At 68.1% G+C, this 21,488-nt stretch carries 19 protein-coding genes; 11 read left to right on the plus strand and 8 right to left on the minus strand.

The annotated features are described in order from the left end of the window. Positions 1–16 precede the first annotated feature (16 nt). The 8 genes from QE395_RS18055 (at position 17) to QE395_RS18090 (ending at position 10,765) form a co-directional block, all read left to right on the plus strand. On the plus strand, positions 17–1,651 hold the full coding sequence (locus tag QE395_RS18055) for a TldD/PmbA family protein (RefSeq protein ID WP_068848202.1): 1,635 nt from the start codon (positions 17–19) through the stop codon (positions 1,649–1,651). Between the two features lie 21 nt (positions 1,652–1,672). Next, positions 1,673–3,007, plus strand: coding sequence for a TldD/PmbA family protein (locus QE395_RS18060; RefSeq protein ID WP_068848200.1), 1,335 nt, complete (start codon positions 1,673–1,675; stop codon positions 3,005–3,007). Between the two features lie 16 nt (positions 3,008–3,023). Continuing rightward, positions 3,024–3,725, plus strand: a complete 702-nt coding sequence (locus tag QE395_RS18065) for a DUF4159 domain-containing protein (RefSeq protein ID WP_210132958.1) — start codon at positions 3,024–3,026, stop codon at positions 3,723–3,725. A gap of 61 nt (positions 3,726–3,786) precedes the next feature. Then, positions 3,787–4,773 carry a MoxR family ATPase gene (locus QE395_RS18070; protein WP_068848196.1) on the plus strand — a complete coding sequence of 329 codons (987 nt, stop codon included), beginning with the start codon at positions 3,787–3,789 and terminating at the stop codon, positions 4,771–4,773. 7 nt (positions 4,774–4,780) lie between these two features. Beyond that, positions 4,781–5,671, plus strand: a complete 891-nt coding sequence (locus tag QE395_RS18075; protein ID WP_068848195.1) for a DUF58 domain-containing protein — start codon at positions 4,781–4,783, stop codon at positions 5,669–5,671. After that, a complete protein-coding gene (locus tag QE395_RS18080) occupies positions 5,668–6,789 on the plus strand; it encodes a BatA domain-containing protein (protein WP_306990229.1) in 1,122 nt (373 codons plus the stop codon). The genes QE395_RS18075 and QE395_RS18080 overlap by 4 nt, the downstream gene beginning before the upstream one ends. After that, on the plus strand, positions 6,786–8,942 hold the full coding sequence (locus tag QE395_RS18085; RefSeq protein WP_095362636.1) for a hypothetical protein: 2,157 nt from the start codon (positions 6,786–6,788) through the stop codon (positions 8,940–8,942). The genes QE395_RS18080 and QE395_RS18085 overlap by 4 nt, the downstream gene beginning before the upstream one ends. Further along, positions 8,939–10,765 (plus strand): hypothetical protein, encoded by a 1,827-nt coding sequence (locus QE395_RS18090; RefSeq protein ID WP_306990232.1) that lies wholly within the window; start codon positions 8,939–8,941, stop codon positions 10,763–10,765. The genes QE395_RS18085 and QE395_RS18090 overlap by 4 nt, the downstream gene beginning before the upstream one ends. On the opposite strand, the gene QE395_RS18095 is transcribed toward QE395_RS18090, so the two are convergent. The 3 genes from QE395_RS18095 to QE395_RS18105 all read right to left on the minus strand — a co-directional run bounded on the left by QE395_RS18095 (position 10,757) and on the right by QE395_RS18105 (position 12,019). Further along, positions 10,757–11,062, minus strand: coding sequence for a type II toxin-antitoxin system RelE/ParE family toxin (locus QE395_RS18095; RefSeq protein ID WP_068848189.1), 306 nt, complete (start codon positions 11,060–11,062; stop codon positions 10,757–10,759). The two genes, QE395_RS18090 and QE395_RS18095, sit on opposite strands and share 9 nt — an antisense overlap. Then, a complete protein-coding gene (locus QE395_RS18100; RefSeq protein ID WP_068848187.1) occupies positions 11,059–11,526 on the minus strand; it encodes a hypothetical protein in 468 nt (155 codons plus the stop codon). Before QE395_RS18100 ends, QE395_RS18095 begins: the two co-directional genes overlap by 4 nt. 67 nt (positions 11,527–11,593) lie before the next feature. After that, a complete protein-coding gene (locus QE395_RS18105; protein WP_249833424.1) occupies positions 11,594–12,019 on the minus strand; it encodes a hypothetical protein in 426 nt (141 codons plus the stop codon). 207 nt (positions 12,020–12,226) lie between these two features. Between QE395_RS18105 and QE395_RS18110 the strand changes: the two genes are divergently transcribed. Together QE395_RS18110 and QE395_RS18115 are read left to right on the plus strand one after the other, a co-directional pair. Further along, entirely contained in the window at positions 12,227–14,707 is a 2,481-nt protein-coding gene (locus QE395_RS18110; protein ID WP_306990236.1) for a DEAD/DEAH box helicase, read from the plus strand. Continuing rightward, a complete protein-coding gene (locus tag QE395_RS18115) occupies positions 14,704–15,732 on the plus strand; it encodes a ribonuclease H-like domain-containing protein (RefSeq protein ID WP_306990238.1) in 1,029 nt (342 codons plus the stop codon). Before QE395_RS18110 ends, QE395_RS18115 begins: the two co-directional genes overlap by 4 nt. Positions 15,733–15,740: 8 nt before the next feature. On the opposite strand, the gene QE395_RS18120 is transcribed toward QE395_RS18115, so the two are convergent. Together QE395_RS18120 and QE395_RS18125 are read right to left on the minus strand one after the other, a co-directional pair. After that, the gene (locus tag QE395_RS18120) at positions 15,741–16,919 is read right to left on the minus strand and encodes an ADP-ribosyltransferase domain-containing protein (RefSeq protein WP_093535323.1); all 1,179 of its coding nucleotides are present in this window, start codon (positions 16,917–16,919) and stop codon (positions 15,741–15,743) included. Next, complete coding sequence (locus tag QE395_RS18125; protein ID WP_141236169.1) at positions 16,916–17,290, minus strand: DUF6508 domain-containing protein; 375 nt, start codon at positions 17,288–17,290, stop codon at positions 16,916–16,918. Before QE395_RS18125 ends, QE395_RS18120 begins: the two co-directional genes overlap by 4 nt. Positions 17,291–17,476: 186 nt before the next feature. Here QE395_RS18125 and QE395_RS18130 point away from each other — a divergent pair, with 186 nt between their 5' ends. Further along, positions 17,477–17,809 (plus strand): I78 family peptidase inhibitor, encoded by a 333-nt coding sequence (locus tag QE395_RS18130; RefSeq protein WP_093535563.1) that lies wholly within the window; start codon positions 17,477–17,479, stop codon positions 17,807–17,809. Positions 17,810–17,899: 90 nt separating this feature from the next. Here QE395_RS18130 and QE395_RS18135 read toward each other — a convergent pair whose 3' ends face one another. The 3 genes from QE395_RS18135 to QE395_RS18145 all read right to left on the minus strand — a co-directional run bounded on the left by QE395_RS18135 (position 17,900) and on the right by QE395_RS18145 (position 21,365). After that, positions 17,900–19,741 carry a M56 family metallopeptidase gene (locus QE395_RS18135; RefSeq protein ID WP_306990241.1) on the minus strand — a complete coding sequence of 614 codons (1,842 nt, stop codon included), beginning with the start codon at positions 19,739–19,741 and terminating at the stop codon, positions 17,900–17,902. 3 nt (positions 19,742–19,744) lie between these two features. After that, positions 19,745–20,131 (minus strand): BlaI/MecI/CopY family transcriptional regulator, encoded by a 387-nt coding sequence (locus tag QE395_RS18140; RefSeq protein ID WP_093535329.1) that lies wholly within the window; start codon positions 20,129–20,131, stop codon positions 19,745–19,747. A 133-nt stretch (positions 20,132–20,264) separates the two neighbouring features. After that, the gene (locus QE395_RS18145; protein WP_306990243.1) at positions 20,265–21,365 is read right to left on the minus strand and encodes an SDR family oxidoreductase; all 1,101 of its coding nucleotides are present in this window, start codon (positions 21,363–21,365) and stop codon (positions 20,265–20,267) included. Positions 21,366–21,488 lie beyond the last annotated feature (123 nt).

Here is a 21,488-nt window from a genome sequence, read left to right on the forward strand (position 1 = left end):
GACGTGGAGAGCTGCCTTGCAAAGACGTGACTTCCTTGCCCTGACCGGGCTTACTGCTGGCGGCCTGATCGTGCCGGCGTTCTTCGGCAAGGTGATTGCCGCCGAGCAGCTGCACAGCACCCTGGACCCGGCGCTGAAGAAGCGCTTGGCCGACGCCGCGCTGGCCGCCGCCCGCCAGGGCGGCGCCACCTACTCCGATGTGCGTATCGGCCGCTACCTGCGCCAGTTCGTGATCACCCGCGAAGACAAGGTGCAGAACGTGGTGAACACCGAGTCCACCGGTGTGGGCATCCGCGTGATCGTCAATGGTGCCTGGGGCTTTGCCGCCACCAACCAGCTCAATCCCACCGACGTGGCGCGTGCCGCCCAGCAGGCGGTGGCCATCGCCAAGGCCAATGCCGGCGTGCAGACCGCCAAGGTGCAGCTGGCCGCTGCGCCGGGTGTGGGCGAGGTGAGCTGGAAGACGCCGATCCGCAAGAACGCGATGGAAGTGCCGATCAAGGAGAAGGTCGACCTGCTGCTGGACGTCAACGCCGCCGCGATGGGTGCCGGCGCCAGCTTCGTCAATTCGATGCTGTTCCTGGTCAACGAGCAGAAGTACTTCGCGTCCACCGATGGCTCCTACATCGACCAGGACGTGCACCGCATCTGGGCGCCGATGACGGTCACCGCCATCGACAAGGCCAGTGGCAAGTTCCGCACCCGCGAAGGGCTGTCCGCGCCGATGGGCATGGGCTACGAATACCTCGATGGCGCCGCGAGCGGCAAGGTGCTCACGCCGAACGGCGTGGTCAACTACGGCTCGTCGTACGACATGAAGGAAGACGCCATCGCGGCGGCCAAGCAGGCGCAGGAGAAGCTGAAGGCGCCGTCGGTCAAGCCGGGCAAGTACGACCTGGTACTTGACCCCTCGCACACCTGGCTGACCATCCACGAATCGGTCGGCCACCCGCTGGAACTGGACCGCGTGCTGGGCTACGAGGCCAACTACGCCGGCACCAGCTTCGCCACCCTGGACAAGCGCGAGCAGCACTTCCAGTACGGCAGCGACCTGGTCAACATCTTCGCCGACAAGACCCAGCCGGGCAGCCTGGGCGCGGTCGCCTACGACGATGAAGGCGTCAAGACCAAGCGCTGGGACCTGATCAGCAACGGCAAGCTGGTCGATTACCAGACCATCCGCGACCAGGCCCACATCCTGGGCAAGACCGAATCGGACGGCTGCTGCTATGCCGATTCCTGGTCCAGCGTGCAGTTCCAGCGCATGGCCAACGTGTCGATGGCGCCGGGCAAGACCCCGCTGAGCGTGAGCGACCTGGTCAAGGACGTCGAGAACGGCATCTACATCATCGGCGACGGTTCGTTCTCCATCGACCAGCAGCGCTACAACGCCCAGTTCGGCGGCCAGCTGTTCTATGAAATCAAGAACGGCCAGATCACCCGCATGCTCGAAGACGTGGCCTACCAGATCCGCACCCCGGAGTTCTGGAACGCCTGCAGCGCCGTGGCCGACGAACGCGATTACCGCCTGGGCGGTTCGTTCTTCGACGGCAAGGGCCAGCCGGGCCAGGTTTCGGCGGTCTCGCACGGTTCGTCCACCGCGCGCTTCAACGGCATCAACGTCATCAACACCGCGCGCAGCCTCGGCTGACCGGTCAGGAGCCCTTATTCCATGAGTATCTTCACCGAAGCCCAGGCCAAGGCCATCCTCGACAAGGTCATCGCGCTGTCCAAGGCCGATGAGACCACCGCGGTGCTGGCCGGCTCGATCAACGGCAACATCCGTTTCGCGCTCAACAACGTCTCCACCAGCGGCATCGTCGACAACACCGAACTGGCCGTCACCGTGGCCTTCGGCAAGCGCGTTGGTACCGCCTCGATCAACGAGTTCGACGACGCCGCGCTGGAGCGCGTGGTCCGCCGTGCCGAGGACCTGGCCCGCCTGGCCCCGGAAAACCCGGAGTTCCTGCCGGCCATCGGCAAGCAGACTTACACCGCCAGCCCGACCTTCAGCGAATCCACCGCCGCCATCGACCCGGCGTTCCGCGCCAAGGTCGCCGCCGATTCGATCGCGCCCTGCCGTGGCAACGGCCTGATCGCCGCCGGCTTCCTGGAAGATGGCCAGGGTTTCCAGGCCACCGCCAACAGCAACGGCAACTTCGGCTACCAGCGCACCACCAACTTCGACTACACCTGCACGGTGCGCACCGAAGACGGGCGCGGCTCGGGCTGGGTGGGCCGCAACCTGAAGGACGCCGCCGACTTCAAGGCCGACCAGGACGTGCGCATCGCCATGCGCAAGGCCACCGAATCGTCCGAAGCCAAGGCGCTGGAGCCGGGCAAGTACACCGTGATCCTGGAACCGGCGGCCGCTGCCGGCCTGATCAGCTTCATGATGAACTTCTTCGATGCGCGCTCGGCCGATGAAGGCCGCAGCTTCCTGTCCAAGAAGGGTGGCGGCAACAAGCTGGGCGAGCAGGTCTACGACCCGCGCGTGAACATGTACGCCGACCCGTGGCACCCCGAGGCACCGGTGCTGCCGTGGGACCAGCAGGGCCTGCCGCGCAACAAGCTGGCCATCATCGAGAACGGCAAGGTCGCCAACCTGGATTACTCGCGCTTCTGGGCGCAGAAGCAGGGCAAGACCGCCAACGCCACCCCGGGCAACCTGCTGATGAGCGGCGGCGACAAGAGCACTGCCGAGCTGGTCCGCGGCACCCAGAAGGGCATCCTGGTCACCCGTACCTGGTACATCCGCATGGTCGATCCGCAGACCGTGCTGCTCACTGGCCTGACCCGCGACGGCACCTTCTATATCGAAAACGGCCAGATCAAGTACCCGGTGAAGAACTTCCGCTTCAACGAATCGCCGGTGATCATGCTCAACAACATTGAAGAGCTGGGCAAGCCGGTACGCGTGGCCGGTGACGAATCCAGCTTCGTGATGATGATCCCGCCGATGAAGCTGCGCGATTTCACCTTCACCTCGCTGTCCGACGCGGTCTGATGGCGCGCGTGCGGCAATGAACCGCGCGCAGTTCCTGCGGTTGATGCTTGGCGGGGCCGCCCTGGCGGCCCTGCCCTCGTTCGCCCGCGCGCAGGCCGGGCGTTACGACTTCTGGTTCACCCGGCTCAAATACGACTCCGGCGACTGGGACGTGGACGCGCGCATGCCGTCCAACCTGATCACCTCGCTGATCGACTACACCACGCTGCGGGTGGACCCCACCGAACATGTGGTCGCGCTGTCCGACCCGCGCATGCTGGAAGCCCCGTTCTGCTACCTGGCCGGGCACAAGCTGGTGGAGTTCAATGCGGCCGAGCGGCAGAACTTCGTGCGCTATGTGCGCAACGGCGGCTTCGTGTTCGTGGATGACTGCAACCACGATATCGATGGATTGTTCGCCAAATCGTTCGAAGCGCAGATGGCCAAGCTGTTCGGGCCGGCCGCGCTAAAGAGGCTGCCCAACACGCATGCGCTGTATCGCAGCTTCTTCAGGTTCCCGGACGGGCCACCGGCCACCGGCTTCGAGCTTAATGGCTGGGGCGATGATCTCGTGCACGATTACCTCAAGGGCATCGAGGTCGATGGCCGGCTGGGCGTGCTTTACAGCAATAAAGACTATGGCTGCGAGTGGGATTATGACTGGCGCAACAAGCGCTTCCTGGCCGAGGACAACACCCGGTTCGGGGTGAACATCGTGATGTATGCGTTGAACAACTAGGTTTCGCTGATTTCTTCAGCCACGCAGGGCGTGGCTCTACATTCATTGCTGCGAGCGTGCCATGCAAAACGATAGCCCCATTGACGCCCTTCTCTCCAAGCTGCAGCCCCTGCGCGATGCGCTGGGTACGGCCGTGGTCGGCCAGCATGAGGTGGTGGAGCAGCTGCTGATCGGCCTGCTGGCCGGTGGCCATGTGCTGCTGGAAGGCGCGCCAGGGCTGGGCAAGACCCTGCTGGTACGTTCGCTCGGGCAGGCGCTGGAGCTGCAGTTCCGGCGCGTGCAGTTCACCCCGGACCTGATGCCCAGCGACATCCTGGGCACCGAGCTGCTGGAAGAAGACCACGGCACCGGCCACCGCCATTTCCGTTTCCAGCAGGGCCCGATCTTCACCCACCTGCTGCTGGCCGACGAGCTCAACCGCACCCCGCCCAAGACCCAGGCGGCGCTGCTGGAAGCCATGCAGGAACGCACCGTCAGCTACGCCGGCACCACCTACCCGTTGCCGGCGCCGTTCTTCGTGCTGGCCACGCAGAACCCGATCGAGCAGGCCGGCACCTACCCGCTGCCGGAAGCCCAGCTTGACCGGTTCCTGCTGCACGTGCGGGTGGACTACCCCACCGAGCAGGAAGAGCGCGACATCCTGGTGCAGACCACCGGCAGCAGCAGTGGCACCGTTCCCAAGGTGATGCACGCCGAGGATGTGCTGGCCCTGCAGGCGGCGGTACGGCAGGTGCATGTGAGCGATGACGTCCTGGGCTGGATCACCCGCCTGGTGCGTGCCAGCCGTCCGGGTGCCGGTGCGCCGGATGCGGTAAACCATTGGATCAAGTGGGGCGCCGGCCCACGTGCCGGGCAGTCGCTGGTGCTGGCGGCCAAGGCCCGCGCGTTGCTGCAGGGGCGTTTCGCGGCCACCCGCGACGACGTGCAGGCGTTGATCGCGCCGGTGATGCGCCACCGCCTGCTGCTCTCGTTCGCCGCCGAAGCCGAGCAGAAGGGCGCCGACGATGTGATCGCCGCGCTGCTGCAGGCCGTGCCCTTCCCCGCCTGAGCCTTCCGTGAGCCCGCACGCCCCAATCGCCATCCCCGCCGATGTCCGCAGCCGCCTGAAGGCGCTGCGGCTGTTGCCGCGGCGTGCGATTGGCGCGCAGGGCATCGGCCAGCATGCCAGCCGCAGCCGTGGCGCTGGTTTGGAATTCGCGCAGTACCGTGCCTACGAGCCCGGTGACGAACTCCGCCAGATCGACTGGAAGCTGTACGCCCGCTCGGACCGCTTCTTCGTGCGCGAGTCCGAGCGCGAAAGTCCGGTCACGATCTGGATCCTCGTCGATGCCACGGCATCGGCCGGGCAGGCCGACCGTGCACGCCCCGCGCTGTCGCGGCTGGACCATGCCTGCGCCACCGCGGCCTGCATCGTGGAACTGGCGCTGCAGCAGGGGGACCGCTTCGGCCTGGTCGCCATCAACGGCGACGGCGTGCAGCTGGTGCCAGCCGGTAGTGGTGCGCGCCAGCGCGACCGCATCCACCTGCTGCTGCACCGCCTGCGTGCGCGTGGCGCATGGCCCGCTGCGGACGCACTGCGCCCGGTCTGGGAACGCGTACAGGCCAACGACATGCTGGTGGCGCTGGGGGATGGCTTCGACGACGCCGGCACCGTGCTGCTGGAGCGGTTGGCCGCCGCCCGCCGCGATGTGGTGCAACTGCAGATCCTGACCGCCGACGAGCGTGATTTCCCGTTCCAGGACGGCCACCGCTTTCGCGATCCGGAAACGGGTGAAGAGCTGCTGGGTGATGGCCGCGCGATCCGCGACGCGTACCTGGCCCGCTTCGCCGAGGCGCAGCGCGTGCTGCAGGCACGGTTGCAGCGCGGCGGCGTTGCCCATGTGGTGACCCATACCGACCAGCCGCTGGACGCGCCGCTGCGGCTGCTGGCGGGGAGCGCGCGATGAGCCTGTCGCTGCTGTTCCCGCTGGGCCTGCTGGCGTTGGCGTCACTGCTGGTGCCGTTGCTGATCCATCTGGCGCGCCGCCACCAGTACGCGCCGCTGGAGTTCGCCGCGCTGCGCTGGCTGCGCGCGAAGGCCCGCCCGCGCCAGCGGATCCGCGTCGACGAATGGCCGCTGCTGCTGGTGCGCCTGTTGCTGCTTGCCGCGCTGGCCGTACTGCTGGCCCGGCCGCTGCTGCACGGCGCGCCGGTGCAGACGTCGCCATGGGTGGTGGTGGCGCCGGGACTGAGCCCGCCGACGCTGCCCGCAGGCAGCGAGGGTCGCTGGCTGGCGCCCGGGTTCCCGCCGCTGCGGGACGCGGCGCCGGCCGGCCAGCAGCCGGTTTCCAGCCTGCTGCGTGAGCTGGATCAAACCCTGCCTGAGGGAACGGCATTAACGGTGTACGTCCCCGATCCGATGCGCGGGCTCGACGGCGAGCGGCCACGGTTGTCGCGTGCGGTGAACTGGCGGCCGGTGGCGATGCCGGTGGCCGCACCCGTGCAGGACACCGCGCCGCAGCTGCGCGTCAGCGGCGACGACCAGGATCCGTCCGAACGGGGCGTGCTCGATGCCCTGCAGCGCGCGTGGAGCGGGCAGCCGCTGTCGGCGCCGCTCGCCACCGATGCCGTGCCGGAACAAGGTCAGGTCGGCGTGTGGCTGGTCGATGCGCCACTGCCGCCCGCTTGGCAGGCCTGGGTGCACGATGGCGGCAGCGTGTTGGCTGTGTCGACCAAAGCGGCCACCGGTACCGGTACGACGGTGCTGCAGGATGCCAGCGGCAAGGCAGCGGTCATGCGCCATGCGCTCGGTCGCGGACAGGTGCTGCGTTTTACAGCCGCGCTGTCACCCGATGCACTTCCGATCGTGCGCGAACCTTCGTTCCCGCGCCGCCTGCTGGAGCAGTTGCGGCCGCTGCCGTCGCCGCAACTGGCGCCGGCTGCCGTGCAGGCGCCGCTGACCGGTGCCAGCCCGCCGCTGGCACAGCCGCGTGAACTGGCGGCCTGGCTGCTGGCGGTGATCGTGCTGCTGTTCGCCCTGGAGCGTTGGATGGCCACCGCACCGCGACGTGGGGCAAGCGCATGAAACGCGTTCACCAGGCATGGCAGCGCGCGCGGCGCCGGCGGTGGTGGATCACCGCATTGCTGCTGGTGCCGCTGGCGCTGGCCCTTACCGCCATCGCCGCGCGCGTAGCGGGCATCAACATCGGCTCCATCGTGCTGCTGGCAACCCTGCTGGTCGTCGCGGGTGCCGCCACCTGGCGCGCGCGACGACTGGACCGGCACTGGCTGGTGCGCCAGCTGGACACGCATGCCATCGCGCAGGACAGCGCCGATCTGCTGTTCGCCGATACCGCCGCACTCAATCCCCTGCAGCAACGCCAGCAGGCGCGCATCACCGCCGCGCTGCAGGCCGCGCCGCCGGACCTGCGCGCCGCCTGGCCGAAGCGCTGGCTGGCCGTGTCGTGGTGTGGCGGAATGCTGGTGGCCGTGCTCGCCGCAGGCTGGCCTGTACCGGGCGCACCGGTGCCGGGCCTTCCCGGCCGTGCCCCGCCTCCCGCCAGCCCGGCCCAACCGCCCAGCCTGCAGTCCTCCCGGCTGCAGATCCAGGCACCGGCCTACACCGGCCAGGCCCTGCGCACCCAGACCGCACTGGACGCCAAGGTAGTGCAGGGCAGTGCACTGGACTGGTCGCTGCGTTTCAGCGCACAGCCCACGCAGGCCGCATTGCAGCTGCACGACGGCACCCGCATCGCGCTGCGCCGCGATGGTGAGGCGTGGGTGGCGCAGTGGAAGGCGGCCAGGCCCACGCTGTACCGCATCGTCACCGAGCCGGCGCTGACCGCACCCAAGCTGTATCGCCTGGATGTGGTGCCCGACCGCCCGCCGAGTGTCCGCGTGATCGCACCGGACCGCACCCTGGTCCTGGCCACGCCCGGCCAGCGCCAATGGACCCTGCAGTTCGAGGCCAGCGATGACTTCGGTGTGGCGGCAAGCGCCGAACTGCACCTGACCCTGGCCCAGGGCAGCGGGGAGAACATCACCTTCCGTGAGCAGCGCATCGCGCTGGCCGGCACCGGCCCGGCCACCCAGCGCCGCTTCGCGCGCACGCTGGACCTGGCTGCACTCGGCGCCGGACCCGGCAACGATGTGATCGCGCAGCTGCAGGTGCGCGACAACCGCACGCCTACCGCGCAGACCGCGCAAAGCACCAGCCTGATCCTGCGCCTGCCCAGCGAAGAACAGGTACTGGGCACGGATATGGAGGGCATGGTCAAGAAAACCCTGCCAGCCTACTTCCGCAGCCAGCGCCAGATCATCATCGACGCCGAAGCACTGATCAAACTGCGCCGCCAGCTGCCGGCCGACGAATTCGTGAAGCGCTCCGATGCGATCGGTGTGGACCAGCGCATTCTGCGCCTGCGCTATGGGCAGTTCCTGGGTGAGGAAAGCGAAGGGGGCGCCAAGCCGCCGCCGACCAGTGACAGCCTGCCCACCAGCGACGTGCCTGCCGACGGTCATGCTGACGAGCACGATCACGAGACTGCCACTGCCCAGACGGGTCATGACGACCACGACCATGCCCCGGCCAAGGCCGACGGCGCGCCGACATTCGGCGCCGCCACCGACGTGCTCTCCGAGTACGGCCACACCCACGACCATGCCGAAGCCGCCACCCTGCTCGATCCGCAGACCCGCGCGATCCTGAAGGCCGCACTGGACCAGATGTGGTCGTCGGAAGGTGAACTGCGCCAGGGCCACCCCGAGCGCGCACTGCCGTTCGCCAACAAGGCACTGGCCTTCATCAAGCAGGTGCAGCAGGCCGAGCGCATCTATCTGGCCCGGGTCGGGCCCGAGCTGCCGCCCATCGACGAAAGTCGCCGCATGACCGGCGACCGCACCGATCTCGGCAGCCGCTCCTCCACCATTACCCCCGTGGACGCACCCGATCCCGCCATCGTGGCGGTCTGGCAGCAGTTGGCCGACACCCGCAGCCCACCGGACCTCGACGCGCTGAGCCAGTGGCTGGGCCGCCATCAATCGCGACTGACCGACCCCCTCAGTCTTGCGGCGGCAGTCGAAGAACTGCGCCTCGCACCAGACTGTGCATCCTGCCGCACCACATTGCGCGCACAACTGTGGCGCGCGTTGCAGCGACCATTGCCGCAGTTGGAACGCCGCAGCGCACCGGACCCGATGGCGCAGCGCTACCTGGACGCACTGGAGGGCACGCGATGAGCATGGCCCCATGGATCGCCATCGCCCTGGCCCTGATCACCATCGCAGGCAGCGTACGCATCCTCCGCGTGGAGCCACGCCGCGCATGGCTGCCTTCACCCGGACCCGCCGCATTGCTCGCGTTGCAGGCACTGTCCGCCCTCCTGCTCTACTTCACCCTCGTACCACCACAGCGCAGCGTGGAAGCCGGCCAGCTCACCGTACTGACCGGCAATGCCGCATCGGCAGGCACCGTGCCCGCCGGTGCAAATATGATCGCGCTGCCCGAGGCAACGCCCAATGCAGGCGCCGTACGTGCCCCCGATCTGGCCACCGCGTTGCGCCAGCATCCGGGCAGCACCTCGCTGCTGCTGGTCGGCGATGGACTGTCCGCGCGCGATCGCGATACCGCGTTGCCGCTGCGGGTAACGGTGCAATCCCCTGCCGCGCCCCGCGGTTGGCTGGATCTCCAGCCGCCGTCGGTCACCGCACCCGGCGCGCTGTTCGAGGTTGCCGCACGTGCCGGCGGTGTCGACGGGGCGCGGGCCGAACTGCTCGACCCGGCTGGCATGGTGGTCGACCGCGCACCGCTGGACGCGCAGGGCAATGTGCGCCTGCACGGCAGCGCGCGCGCCGCAGGGCGCAGTGAATTCACCCTGCGCCTGCTCGACGCCAAGCAGCACGCGGTGGACAGCCTTCCGGTGCCGCAGCAGACCGTGGCCGCAGCCCCACCGCGCGTGCTGATCCTCGCCGGCGCACCCGGCCCGGAACTGAAGTACCTGCGTCGCTGGGCCAGCGATACCCGCCTGGCCGTGCAGGCCCAGGCCAACGCCGGTGGCGGGGTGATGCTGGGCGATGCGCCGGTTGCCCTGAGCACGGCACGTCTGGCCGCAACCGACGTGCTGGTGCTCGACGAACGCAGTCTGGCGGCACTGAGTGCGGCGCAACGCACGCTGGTGCAGCAGGCACTGCGCGATGGGCTGGGCGTGGTGGTGCGCAGCAGCGGCCCGCTCAACGACGCTACCCGCCAGGCGCTGCGCAATTGGGGCCTGCCGGTGAGCGCCGGCACCCGCGCAGCACCGCTGCAGCTGCCGGCCGATCCGGAAGCGGCGCTGCTACGGGCACGGCGCGGCCCGCAGCGCCCGTCCACCGACAGCACCGCGTGGATGGACGAAGCCGACGCCGCATCAGATAGCGCCACGCCGCCCGCGCTGGAGCGGTTCGACGCGGGGGTGACCGATTCAGAGGCGTTGCTGCTCGACGCCAAGGGCAACGCCGTGGGCGGCTGGCGCAGCGTCGGTCGCGGCCGCATCGCCCTGCTCCCGGTTACCGACAGCTACCGGCTGGTCCTGTCCGGCCGCGACGACCGCTACGCCGAGCTGTGGTCGGGCGTGTTGTCCAAGGTCGCGCGCGCGCTGCCGGGTGCGCCTGCCATCCGCCTGCAGACAGCAACGCCCTGGTCGGGCGAGCGCGTGACCCTGTGCGAGGTACCCAACGGCACCCGCGTCCGCGACGCCGAAGGCCATACGGTCGCCCTGCAGGTCGATCCGGCCAGCGGCAGCCAGCAGTGCGCCGGCTACTGGCCGCAGCAGCCCGGGTGGCACCAGCTCCAGCACGGCGACACCGTGCAGGCGTTCTACGTATTCGACCCGGCCACCGCGCAACCGCTGTACCGCCAGCAGCTGCGCGCCGCCACTGCGAATCGCCTGGCTGAAACGAATGCCACCTCGAGCGGAACGCCCGACAGCGTCCCCGGCCCGCGCTGGCCGTGGCTCCTCGCCTTCATCGCCGTCGCCGGCATGATGTGGTGGCTCGAGCGGCGTCGACGGCCCGCCTCAGGTTGAACGCTTCCAGTCAGAAGCAGCGGGCGCCAACGAGATGATCCGCACATCGTTACCTTCGCGCGTGTATACAAGAAGATGGCGCGTGCTTCTGCATACGTAGAGGCGTGTGCCCTTTAGAGGTCCCTGTCGCCAAGTGGCCACGCCGTCCAGGGCATCAGCCTCCTGCTCCATGTTCGCGTCCGCTTCCAACGAGGCGCGGTAGATCGCAGGATCTTCGTAGTCCATCGCGCGGGCGAATGCCGCATCAAGAAGTCGCTGGCGATCCTCCAGTGCCGAAGGTGTCCACAGGACGCTCACCTCTTCCGGTCCTTCCGCCTCATCATTTCATCCAGCTGGGCCAGGTGCCTGGCTTTGATGTCGTCCATGTGCGCCTTTGCGTCCGCGCTCGAAAGCGGCGGCCGGGTGTCAGCCAGCGCCTTTGCTGCACCTTCGCGCAGAAACTCGGCATACGCCGCGTCCTCATGGCTTTGCTTCAGCGCTGCAGTCCGATCCGGTCGCCGACGCCGTTCCTCGGGTTCGGAATAGCCACTTGCATCAACGTGGTACCGGTTGATGCCGAGCTCTCTGCGAAGCACGCGTACGGCGGCATCGAGTCCAGCGAACAGCCGGGTGGCCCCAGCCTTGGTGGCCAGTGCACGTTCTCCGATCCCAAGTTTGAACGTGACGGCATATCCGCCAGCCTGACCCACCAAGAGGGTGTCGTGAACACTGCCGGCAGCGGCAAGTTCCCTCGCGGTGGCGAGTTGTACTGTCTGCATCATGCCAGCCTCCCAATTAATCATTACTTGGGAATAATACAACCATTGCTCATGAACTGGCTGAAGCCGCTCATTTTGCCGACGCGGGGTCACACTCCGCCTCCACCTCACAGAATTTCATCGCGCGGCGCTGCTGGGCCGCGTCCAGCTGCGGCGGCGGGCGCGCGATGGCGGACTGGATCGGGTCCGGGGCGCGAGTCAGGGTATGCAGCCCCTGGGCGGTTTTTGCGATGCCGTAGTTGATGCCCATCATCAAATAGCCGCCGCGCATGCCCACCTCCTGCAGCGAAGGGGGTTCGTGCCAGGCGCGGTTGAACGCGTTGGGTGCGGGCTGCACCGGGGATTTGAAGCGGTACAGGTCGACTGGCACGTCGTCTTCGGGCTTGAGCGCACGCACCTCGCCCAGCGTGGTGACGCGGGCGTCCGCGCTGTCGGCGGGTTCGCCGCGATCCTCCTGGGCCTGGGCCGCGTTCGCCAGCAGCAGTCCGGCGATCATTGTCGTTGTTGCCATCCCTGTGCGTAGTGCCACGTGTCGTCCTGTCAGCAGCGTCCAGCGCGCAGCATACGAAGACCGCCTTCAGATTTCGTTGCCCGTGCCCGACCGCAGCGCAGGCGCTGAATCATTCACCCGGCCTGCCGGCGATGTCTCAACCGCTGAGACGCGATTGTGCTTCCATGGCGTCCTTTGCAGACCGTTGTACCCATGGCCTACGAACTCGCCAAGCGCACCGAAGATGCCGAGCGCCGCCTCGCGACCACCGACGGGCTGCCCTCGCGCAACGGCGCGCTGCTCACCGCGCGCCTGCAGCAGCGCTACGCCGACCGCATCACCGGCAGTTTCACGATCCCGGGCCGCGAAGGCCGCTATGCGCCGATCCCGGCGGATGTGCCGGCCGCGCTGACCGCCGCGCTGAAGGCGCGGGGCATCGAGCAGCTGTACAGCCACCAGGCCGAAGCATGGGAGGCCACCCAGCGGGGTGAGCACGTGGCCATCGTCACCCCCACCGCCAGCGGCAAGTCGCTGTGCTACACCCTGCCGGTGGTCAGCGCCGCCATGCAGGGCAAGGCCAAGGCGCTGTACCTGTTCCCAACCAAGGCGTTGGCCCAGGACCAGGTGGCCGAGCTGCTGGAGCTCAACCGCGCCGGCGACCTGGGGGTCAAGGCGTTCACGTTCGACGGGGACACCCCCGGTGACGCGCGCCAGGCGATCCGCCTGCACGGCGACATCGTGGTCTCCAACCCGGACATGCTGCACCAGGCCATCCTGCCGCATCACACCAAGTGGGCGCAGTTTTTCGAGAACCTGCGCTATGTGGTGATCGATGAGGTGCACACCTACCGCGGCGTATTCGGCAGCCATGTCACCAACGTGCTGCGCCGGCTCAAGCGGATCTGCGCCTTCTACGGCGTGTCGCCGCAGTTCATCCTGTGCTCGGCCACCATCGGCAACCCGCAGGCGCATGCCGAAGCGCTGATCGAGGCACCGGTCACCGCCATCACCGAATCCGGCGCGCCGACCGGGCCCAAGCACGTGCTGCTGTGGAACCCGCCGGTGGTCAATGCCGACCTGGGCCTGCGTGCCTCGGCGCGGTCGCAGAGCAACCGCATCGCCCGCATCGCGATCAAATCCGGGCTGAAGACCCTGATCTTCGCGCAGAGCCGGTTGATGGTCGAAGTGCTCACCAAGTACCTCAAGGACATCTTCGACCACGACCCGCGCAAGCCCCCACGCATCCGCGCCTATCGCGGCGGCTACCTGCCCACCGAGCGCCGCGAGACCGAACGCGCCATGCGCGCCGGCAGCATCGACGGCATCGTCAGCACCTCGGCGCTGGAGCTGGGCGTGGATATCGGCAGCCTGGACGTGGTGGTGCTCAACGGCTATCCCGGCAGCGTGGCCGCCACCTGGCAGCGCTTTGGCCGCGCCGGCCGACGCCAGCAGCCCGCCCTTGGCGTGCTGGTGGCCAGCTCCCAGCCGCTGGACCAGTACGTGGTGCGGCACCCGGACTTCTTCGCCGAGGCCTCGCCCGAACACGCGCGCACCGCCCCGGACCAGCCGCTGATCCTGTTCGACCACATCCGCTGCGCCGCCTTCGAGCTGCCGTTCCTGGCCGGCGACCCGTTCGGGCCGATCGATCCGCTGGTGTTCCTCGAAGCGCTGGCCGAAACCGAGGTGGTGCACCGCGAAGGCGACCGCTGGGAGTGGATCGCCGACAGCTACCCGGCCAACGCGGTGAGCCTGCGTTCGGTGGCCGACGGCAACTTCGTGGTGGTGGACCGCAGCGACGGCAAGCAGCAGATCATTGCCGAGGTGGATTACTCCGCCGCCGCGCTGACCCTGTACGAAGGCGCCATCCACATGGTGCAGTCCACCCCGTACCAGGTGGAACGTCTCGACTGGGAAGGCCGCAAGGCCTACGTCACCCGCACCCACGTGGACTACTACACCGACAGCATCGACTTCACCAAGCTCAAGGTGCTGGACCGCTTCGACGGCTGCATGGCCGGCCAGGGCGATTCGCACCACGGCGAAGTGCACGTGGTGCGGCGCGTGGCCGGCTACAAGAAGATCCGCTACTACACCCACGAAAACATCGGCTATGGGCCGGTCAACCTGCCCGACCAGGAACTGCACACCACCGCGGTGTGGTGGCAGCTGCCGCAGGGGCTGCTGCTGACCGCGTTCGATTCGAAACAGGAAGCACTGGATGGCTTCCTGGGTGCGGCCTACGCGCTGCACATCGTCGCCACGGTGGCGGTGATGGCCGATGCGCGCGACCTGCAGAAGGCGGTGGGCAATGGCGACGGCGCGTGGTTTGCAGTTGCCGACCAGAGCGGTCGCGGCCAGCTGCGTGGCGCCGAGTTCGATGCCAGCGCCATCGAACTGCAGCAGCAGTTCGTGCCCACCGTGTACCTGTACGACAACTTCCCCGGCGGCGTGGGCTTGAGCGAGCCGCTGTGGCTGCGCCAGGCCGAGCTGCTGCAACGCGCGCAGGAACTGGTGCAGCGCTGCGACTGCAAGGCCGGTTGCCCGGCCTGCGTGGGCCCGGTGCTGGCCGGCCAGGAAGACGATGCCACCACGCCCAAGGCGCTGGCGTTGAAGGTACTGGCGCTGTTTGACGAACAGGCGCTGCCCGACGCCGCCACACGCGAGCGCAGCGATGCCGAGGTAGTACCGTTTTGAGCCTGAGCCTGGACAAGCTGCGCCTGCTGCGGCGCCAGGCCGGCGATGCCACGCCGCGCCCGGCGGCGGCCGAGCCCGCTGCCGCGCCTGTACCCGCAGCGCCGGTGGCGGCCAACGATGCGCAGGCGCGCCGGCCCGCGCCGGATTCGGTGTTCGCCTGGGTGGAGCAGGAAATCCGCCACAAGCCGACCGGTGCCAGCGCCCCCGTGCCGGCACCGCCACCGCTGCGCAAGCCCGATGTGGGTGGCCTGCACCGGCTGCTGGGGCTGCGTGATCGCGGTGCGGCGGCGGCAAGACCGCGCGCGAATGCGCAGGACCGCCATGTGCCCGGCGAGGAAATCGCACCCGGGTTGTTCCTGATCGAATCGTTCCTGGCCCAGCCCATTCCCACCCAGCCGCTGTCGCTGGCCTTCGCCAAACGCGACGGCGAACAGGTGCAGCCGCAGGACCTGATGTTCTTCGATACCGAAACCACCGGCCTGGCCGGCGGCACCGGCACCCGTGCCTTCATGATCGGCGCGGCCGACTGGCACCGCGATGCCGCGCGCGGCGACGGCCTGCGCATCCGCCAGCTGCTGATGACCACCATGGCCGCCGAGACCGCGATGCTGGCCGAGTTCGCGCGCTGGCTGCAGCCCACCACGGTGTTTTCCAGCTACAACGGCCGCTGCTACGACGCACCGCTGCTGAAGACCCGCTACCGGCTGGCCCGCCAGCGCTGTCCGATCACCCCGCTGGACCACGTGGACCTGCTGTTCCCCACCCGCCGCCGTTACCGTGGCACCTGGGAGAACTGCCGGCTGGCCACCATCGAGCGCCAGCTGCTGCAGATCGTGCGCGAAGACGACCTGCCCGGTTCTGAAGCCCCGGCCGCATGGCTGAACTACCTGCGCGGCGGCAGCGCAGTGAACCTGCGCCGGGTGGCCGAGCACAACCACCAGGACGTGGTCACCCTGTCGCTGCTGATGCTGCGGTTGGTGGCTGAAGAACAGCGCGAGCGGGAGACGCTCGCGCTGCAGGGCTGAATCCGCTTTTACAGGTGGGTTTCACCAACCCCCGCCGCCCCTGGGATGACCTGATGGCTGTCGAGATAGACGTGATAGTCGCCCGACGGCTCCACCGACGTCACAAGCTGGTCCATGCCGCTGTCGAACAGGACCTCCGTCTCTTCGGGAATGATGGACAACTCTGCGATATAGCGCCCCAGGATGCCGCGCAGGGAGAATATCCAACCGCCATCGTATGGCGGGTTGCGTGTCGTAGAGCTCGTGAATGCAAGCTCCCGGGTGACGATGCCGTCGGCGTACAGCTCTTCGATACCCTCGAATGGGGTCACCTTTCTCCTTACCGGTTCAACGAAATCATGCGGTGCCAGCTGCGCCAGTCCGCTGGCGATCGCTTCGATGATGGGTTGCATGACGATGAAGTCCGGATGCCGCATGTCGCCCTGGCGCAGCGCGCGATTGATGGGCATGTACACCGCAGCCGTGTACGCGTGGATTGCGGCCGCCTGGCGTTCGGTGACATGCGGAACATCGTGGTGACGTGACGGGACTGCGCTCAGGTGCAACGGCAGTTCGGCGCGTGCGCGCGCCGAAAGATGCCCGGGAATCTGTACCGGTGGATCGTCGTACGCTGCCTTCAGCGATGAAAACCACGTCGCCGCCTCCGCAGCGAGGCTGTCCGGCACCATCAGGTACAACGTGCTCCATTGGGCCCTGGCTGCCAGCGCGGCAGCCGCGAAGAACTGCATGCGGAATACATCTTCGGCCGTTGCATTCCCGTCCGCTGGCCAGGCAAGGAACATGGCCGTGCCTGCGCCCAGGTGACCGGCGACCCGGTGCAGGGCAACGAACGCCTCGGGGATGGCCCGCAACGTATTGTCCAGATCGCCCACGTCCGGCTCCCAGACCAGCAGGTGGCCAAAGCGGGCGTTGGACTGCGTAAGCCGTTGGGATGCCCAGCACGGCAACGAGGGACGGAAATCCCGCAGGCGGTAGTTCTCCTCCAGCGCGGCCACGGAGATGCCAAGCGTCTCCAGCTCGGCAATGAAGGGGTTCTGTGCGGGTGTGTAGTCATGCGGTGCGCTGGAAATGGCAAGGAACTGCAGGTCGAGGTCCTGCGGCAGGGTAGCGATGCTGCCACTGCACAGCGTCAGCACTCGCGGATCGGTACCCGGGTGGTCTACGTAATGGGTGTCAATGTAGTTCATGGCGTTCCCCTGAGCGTGGTGCGCAGCTGGCGGGCGCGTTCCACCATCGCGGCGAAATACCCGGTCTGGAGCAGATGCTTCAAGTGACCTTCGCTGAAGCGATCCATCCGCAGATGCGTGATCGCGGCGCGGCGGAATGCGTCCAGGTCCATGGACTGCAGTAACGCGGCGTCCTCCAGGTCACGCGCGTGAAGCGCGTAGGCGCTCATCCAGTCGTAGGGAACGACGAACCCCTTGGCATAGACTGCTGCAAGGAATTCTTCCAGTGCCGGGCTGACGTCCTGCCCGGCTTCACGTCTTCGCAGCACGCTCGTCGCGTACTCGATGAAGCAGTCCAACTGCTCACGGGTGAGGTGCGGTTCCAATGTCATGGCGTACTCCTGCAACCCAGCGGCGCGGTGCGCCGTGGTGTATGTCAGTGGTACCCCCGCAGCCGCGATCCTAGCGCCGTCGGCCGGACGGCATTCTCACGCCGCCTTCATCCCACCTTCCCGTTGACATGCGGTGCAGCCCGACGCGTGCATGCTATGCGTCCACCCGCCTTCCTGGAGTCCGCCATGCGCCTGCCCCTGCTGTTGTTGATCGGCTGCGTACTGCCTCTCACCGCGTGCAGTACACCGCCGAAAAGCACTGAAGAATCCAAGGAAGTAGTCGATCCGGTTCCGCAGGTTGCGGATGGCGGCACCGTGAAATGCAATCCAGAAGTGCTTGAGCAGTTCAATGGAAAACGCGCTGACGAAGCGCTGGTCAAGCAGGCCGTTGCCAAGAGCGGGGCCAAGCATGTCCGCGTGGTGAAACCGGGCATGGCGGTCACGATGGATTTCCGCGAAGACCGGTTGACCATCAACGTCAACGACAAGAACGAGATCGAGCGCATCGGCTGCAATTAAGCCCGCCTCCACCGTTCAACGTGTGTTGGACGGTGTGGAGCCGCGTCTAGCCACCCAGGGGGTGGCTCTGCGTTGCGTTGATCGGCTGGTTCAGCGCAGGCGCTGAGCCGTGCCGTCGGCCAGCGCTTTGTCGAACGCCTTGCGCACGTCGCGGGCGATCTGGGCCGAGGCGATGCTCTGCTGCTGCGCCAGGCCTGACTGCTGGCGGGCCAGTTCGGCCTGCTGGCGGGCGATCTCGGCGATGCGGCGGTGGTCCACCGCTGCCGCCGCGTCCGCCTTGGCGCGCTGCGCGGCGCGTTCGGCCAGCGCTGCATCGCCCTTCGTGGTACGCGCGGCATTGTTGGCCATTTCCGCTGCATCCATCGACTCCATCGCATCGCGGCTGGCGCGCATCGCCACCTCGGCAATGCGCTCGCCCAGCTCACCCTGCTGCTCGCCCAGTGCGCCCATGCGGTCGCCCAGCGCGCCCTGCTGCTCGCCCAGCCTGGCCACCTGCTGCTGGGCCTGGGACAGCGACTGCAGCAGCGCCGGATCACGCACGAGGTAACGCTCGTTGCCGACGCGCACCCACAACGCCGGGTCGCGACCCTGCACATCACGCTGCGCCTGCTTGAGGTCGGCCATCGAGGCATCGACGAAGTTGTCGCCGCCGCCCATCAGCACGAAGGCCTGGCGCGGCTGGTGCGAGAGGTCCAGACGACCGTGGGTGATGGTGGTGGTACTGGTGCTGGTGCTGCTGCTCACACTGTCCGGGTGCGGCGGCGGTGCGGGTGCGGCCGGGGGCGCCGGTGCACGCGGTGCAGTGACCGGACGTGGCACCGCCGGGGCCGCTGGCGCGGCGACGGCCGCCGGCACAGCCGGTGCGGCCGGAACCGCAGGGGCAGCAGGTGCAGCGGGCGCGGTCAGCACCGGGGGTGCTGGCGGCGGGGGCGGAACGGCAGCCACCAGCCGCATCGGCGCCACGCCGATGACCACGAACAGCGCGGTGATTGCCAGCGACGCCACGCGCGGGAAACTGCCGGTCTGTTGAAGGGTGAGCAGGCGGCGCTTGAGGCTGCGGAAGTTGGGCGAGGCACTGGCCACGCCCACCGCCGGTCGCGGCGCCACGCCCAGCTGCACCAGCAGGCGGCCGTAGTCGTGGCGGCAATGCCCGTGCCCGGCCACCACCGCGCTGTCGCACGCCTCTTCCCGAGCCAACGCGTATTCGCGCACGGCCACGTGCAGCAGCGGGTGGAAGAACAGCAGGTGTTGCGCCAGCGCAGGCAGCAGCCCGAACCACAGGTCGCGGCGCTGCAGGTGGACCAGCTCATGGGTCAGCGCCATGTCCAGGTCATCGGCGGCCATCGCCGGCAGTTCACGCGCGGGCAGCAGCAGCACCGGGTTCCACGGGCCGATCAGCTGCGGCGAACGGATCTGCGCGGACAATTTCAGCTGCGGCGCGCGGGCAAGCCCATGCGCTTCGGCGGCCAGCTGCAGCGCCTGCTGCAGGCCGGCGTCGGTGCAGGGCACCGCATTGCGTACCAGCGCGCGGCTCTGCCGGTAGGCACGCAGGCTGTGCACCACCATCAGCAACACGCCTGCCGCCCACAGCGCGAACACCACGCTCTGCCAGGACAGCGACGCAGCGGTCGGCGTGGCGGTCACGGTATCGATTGCCATCGGCGCCAGCGTCGTCGGCGCCTGCACCATCGGCTGGGCCACCAGGGTGGCGTTGTCGATGCCCGGGGCCGGCAGTACCGCCAGTTCGAGCGGGCTGCTCCAGACCAGACCCAGCACGGCCTGCAGGGCCACCAGCCACCACAGGCGGCAGCGCGTGGCGGCGGGCAGCCGCGGCAGCAGCCGGCACACGCCCCAGACCAGCGCCACCAGCAGCGCGCTCTGCACGCTGGTCCAGGCCAGGCGGGTCAGCAGTTCCATCATCAGGGTGTCCATGGCTCAGCCCTCCCGCTTGCGTGATTGCAGCTGTGCGACCAGCGCTTCAAGTTCGGCCAGTTCGCTGTCGCTGACCTCGGCCTTGTGCGACATGAAGGCGACGAAGGGCGACACCGAGCCCTGCAGCGTCTTCTCCACGAAGCTCGCCACCGCGCCCTGCACCACGCTGTCCTGTTCGCCGGTGGCGGAGTAGCGGTACACGCCCTCGACCTGCTGGCGCTGGAGATACGCCTTGCCACGCAGGCGCTCCATCATGGTCAGCACGGTAGAGCGGGCCAGGCCACGCTCCTCGCCGAAGCCGGCCGCCACTTCGCCGACGCTGGCGTCGTCCTGTTCCGCTATGTACTGCAGCAGGGCCAGTTCCTGGTCCCCGATGGTCTTGCCGCGCATGGCACACTCCGTTGACTACACGTGTAGCGACGGTGCCAGTGACTACACGTGTCGTCAAGTGCCGGACGGTCGCAGCCGACGAACGGTAATGCGGAAGCCGCCGCGTCGCATGTCGTCCCCTTCGGCCTGGCCTTTATCCCTTCGGGCCGCCCATCACCGGCAGGATCACCCCGCTGATGTAGCTGGCGGTGATCGGCGAGGCCAGGAACACATACGCCGGCGACAGTTCCTCCGGCTGTGCCGGCCGGCCCATGTCGCTGCCCTTGCCAAATTCGGCGACGTCCGGCGCCTGCTTGTCGGCCGGGTTGAGCGGGGTCCACACCGGGCCGGGGGCGACCGCGTTGACGCGGATGCCGCGCGGCAGCAGCTGGCTGGCCAGCGCCTTGGTGAATGCATGGATGGCGCCCTTGGTGGACGAATAGTCGATCAGCGCCTTGCTGCCGAACAACCCGGTTTCCGAACCGGTGTTGATGATGCAGTCGCCCTCTTCCAGGTGCGGCAGTACCGCACGCGCCATCTGGATGTAGCCGCCGATGTTGGTCTGCAGGGTTTCCTGCAGGTGTTCGTCTTCCAGGTCTTCCAGGCGTTCGCAGTGGAGCTGGAACGCGGCATTATTGACCAGGATGTCGATGCCGCCGAACGCCTTGGCTACCTGCTTGACGGCCTTGTTGCAGAACTTGGGATCGCGCACGTCACCGGCGATCACCACGCAGCGGGTGCCTTCGGCTTCCACATGCTGGCGGGTGACCTCGGCATCCTCGGCTTCGTCCAAGTGCAGCACCGCCACGTCGGCGCCTTCGCGGGCGAACAGCACGGCCACCGCGCGGCCGATGCCGGAATCGGCGCCGGTGATGATGGCGCGCTTGCCCTTGAGCTTGCCGCTGCCGACGTAATCCGGCGCCAGGAAGCGCGGGGCCAGATCCAGTTCGTGTTCGTTGCCGGGCTTGGCGATGTGCTGCGCCGGCATGGTTTCAGGCTGCTTGCGGCTGCCGGCCTGGGTGGCCTTCTTCGGGGCTTTCTTGCTGGCCTTCTTCGCCGCGGCGCGCGCGTCCTTGGCCTTTTCCTGGTCCTGCAGGCGGCGCTGGCGGGCGGCCACGCGCGCGGCGCGCGGATCGGTGGCGGCGGCTTTGCGGGTGGCGGTCTTCACCACCGGGGTGCGCGTGCGCGTTGCCTTGGGCTCGGCGGAGGTCGCGGCGGGGGTCGTACGTTTACGGGTTTTCTTGGCCGTGGCCATGGTCAACTCCTTCGTAGCATTTGCCTCGATGCGGGTGGAGGGCGAGGCAAGGGCAGTGTGGCCGCCGGGCCGGTCGCATACGGTGAATGGCATGTCGCCATGACGTGTACGGCTTCATCCGCC

Origin of the sequence: Stenotrophomonas sp. SORGH_AS_0282, from assembly GCF_030818125.1 — a bacterium.
Classification (GTDB): Bacteria; Pseudomonadota; Gammaproteobacteria; order Xanthomonadales; family Xanthomonadaceae; genus Stenotrophomonas; species Stenotrophomonas rhizophila_A.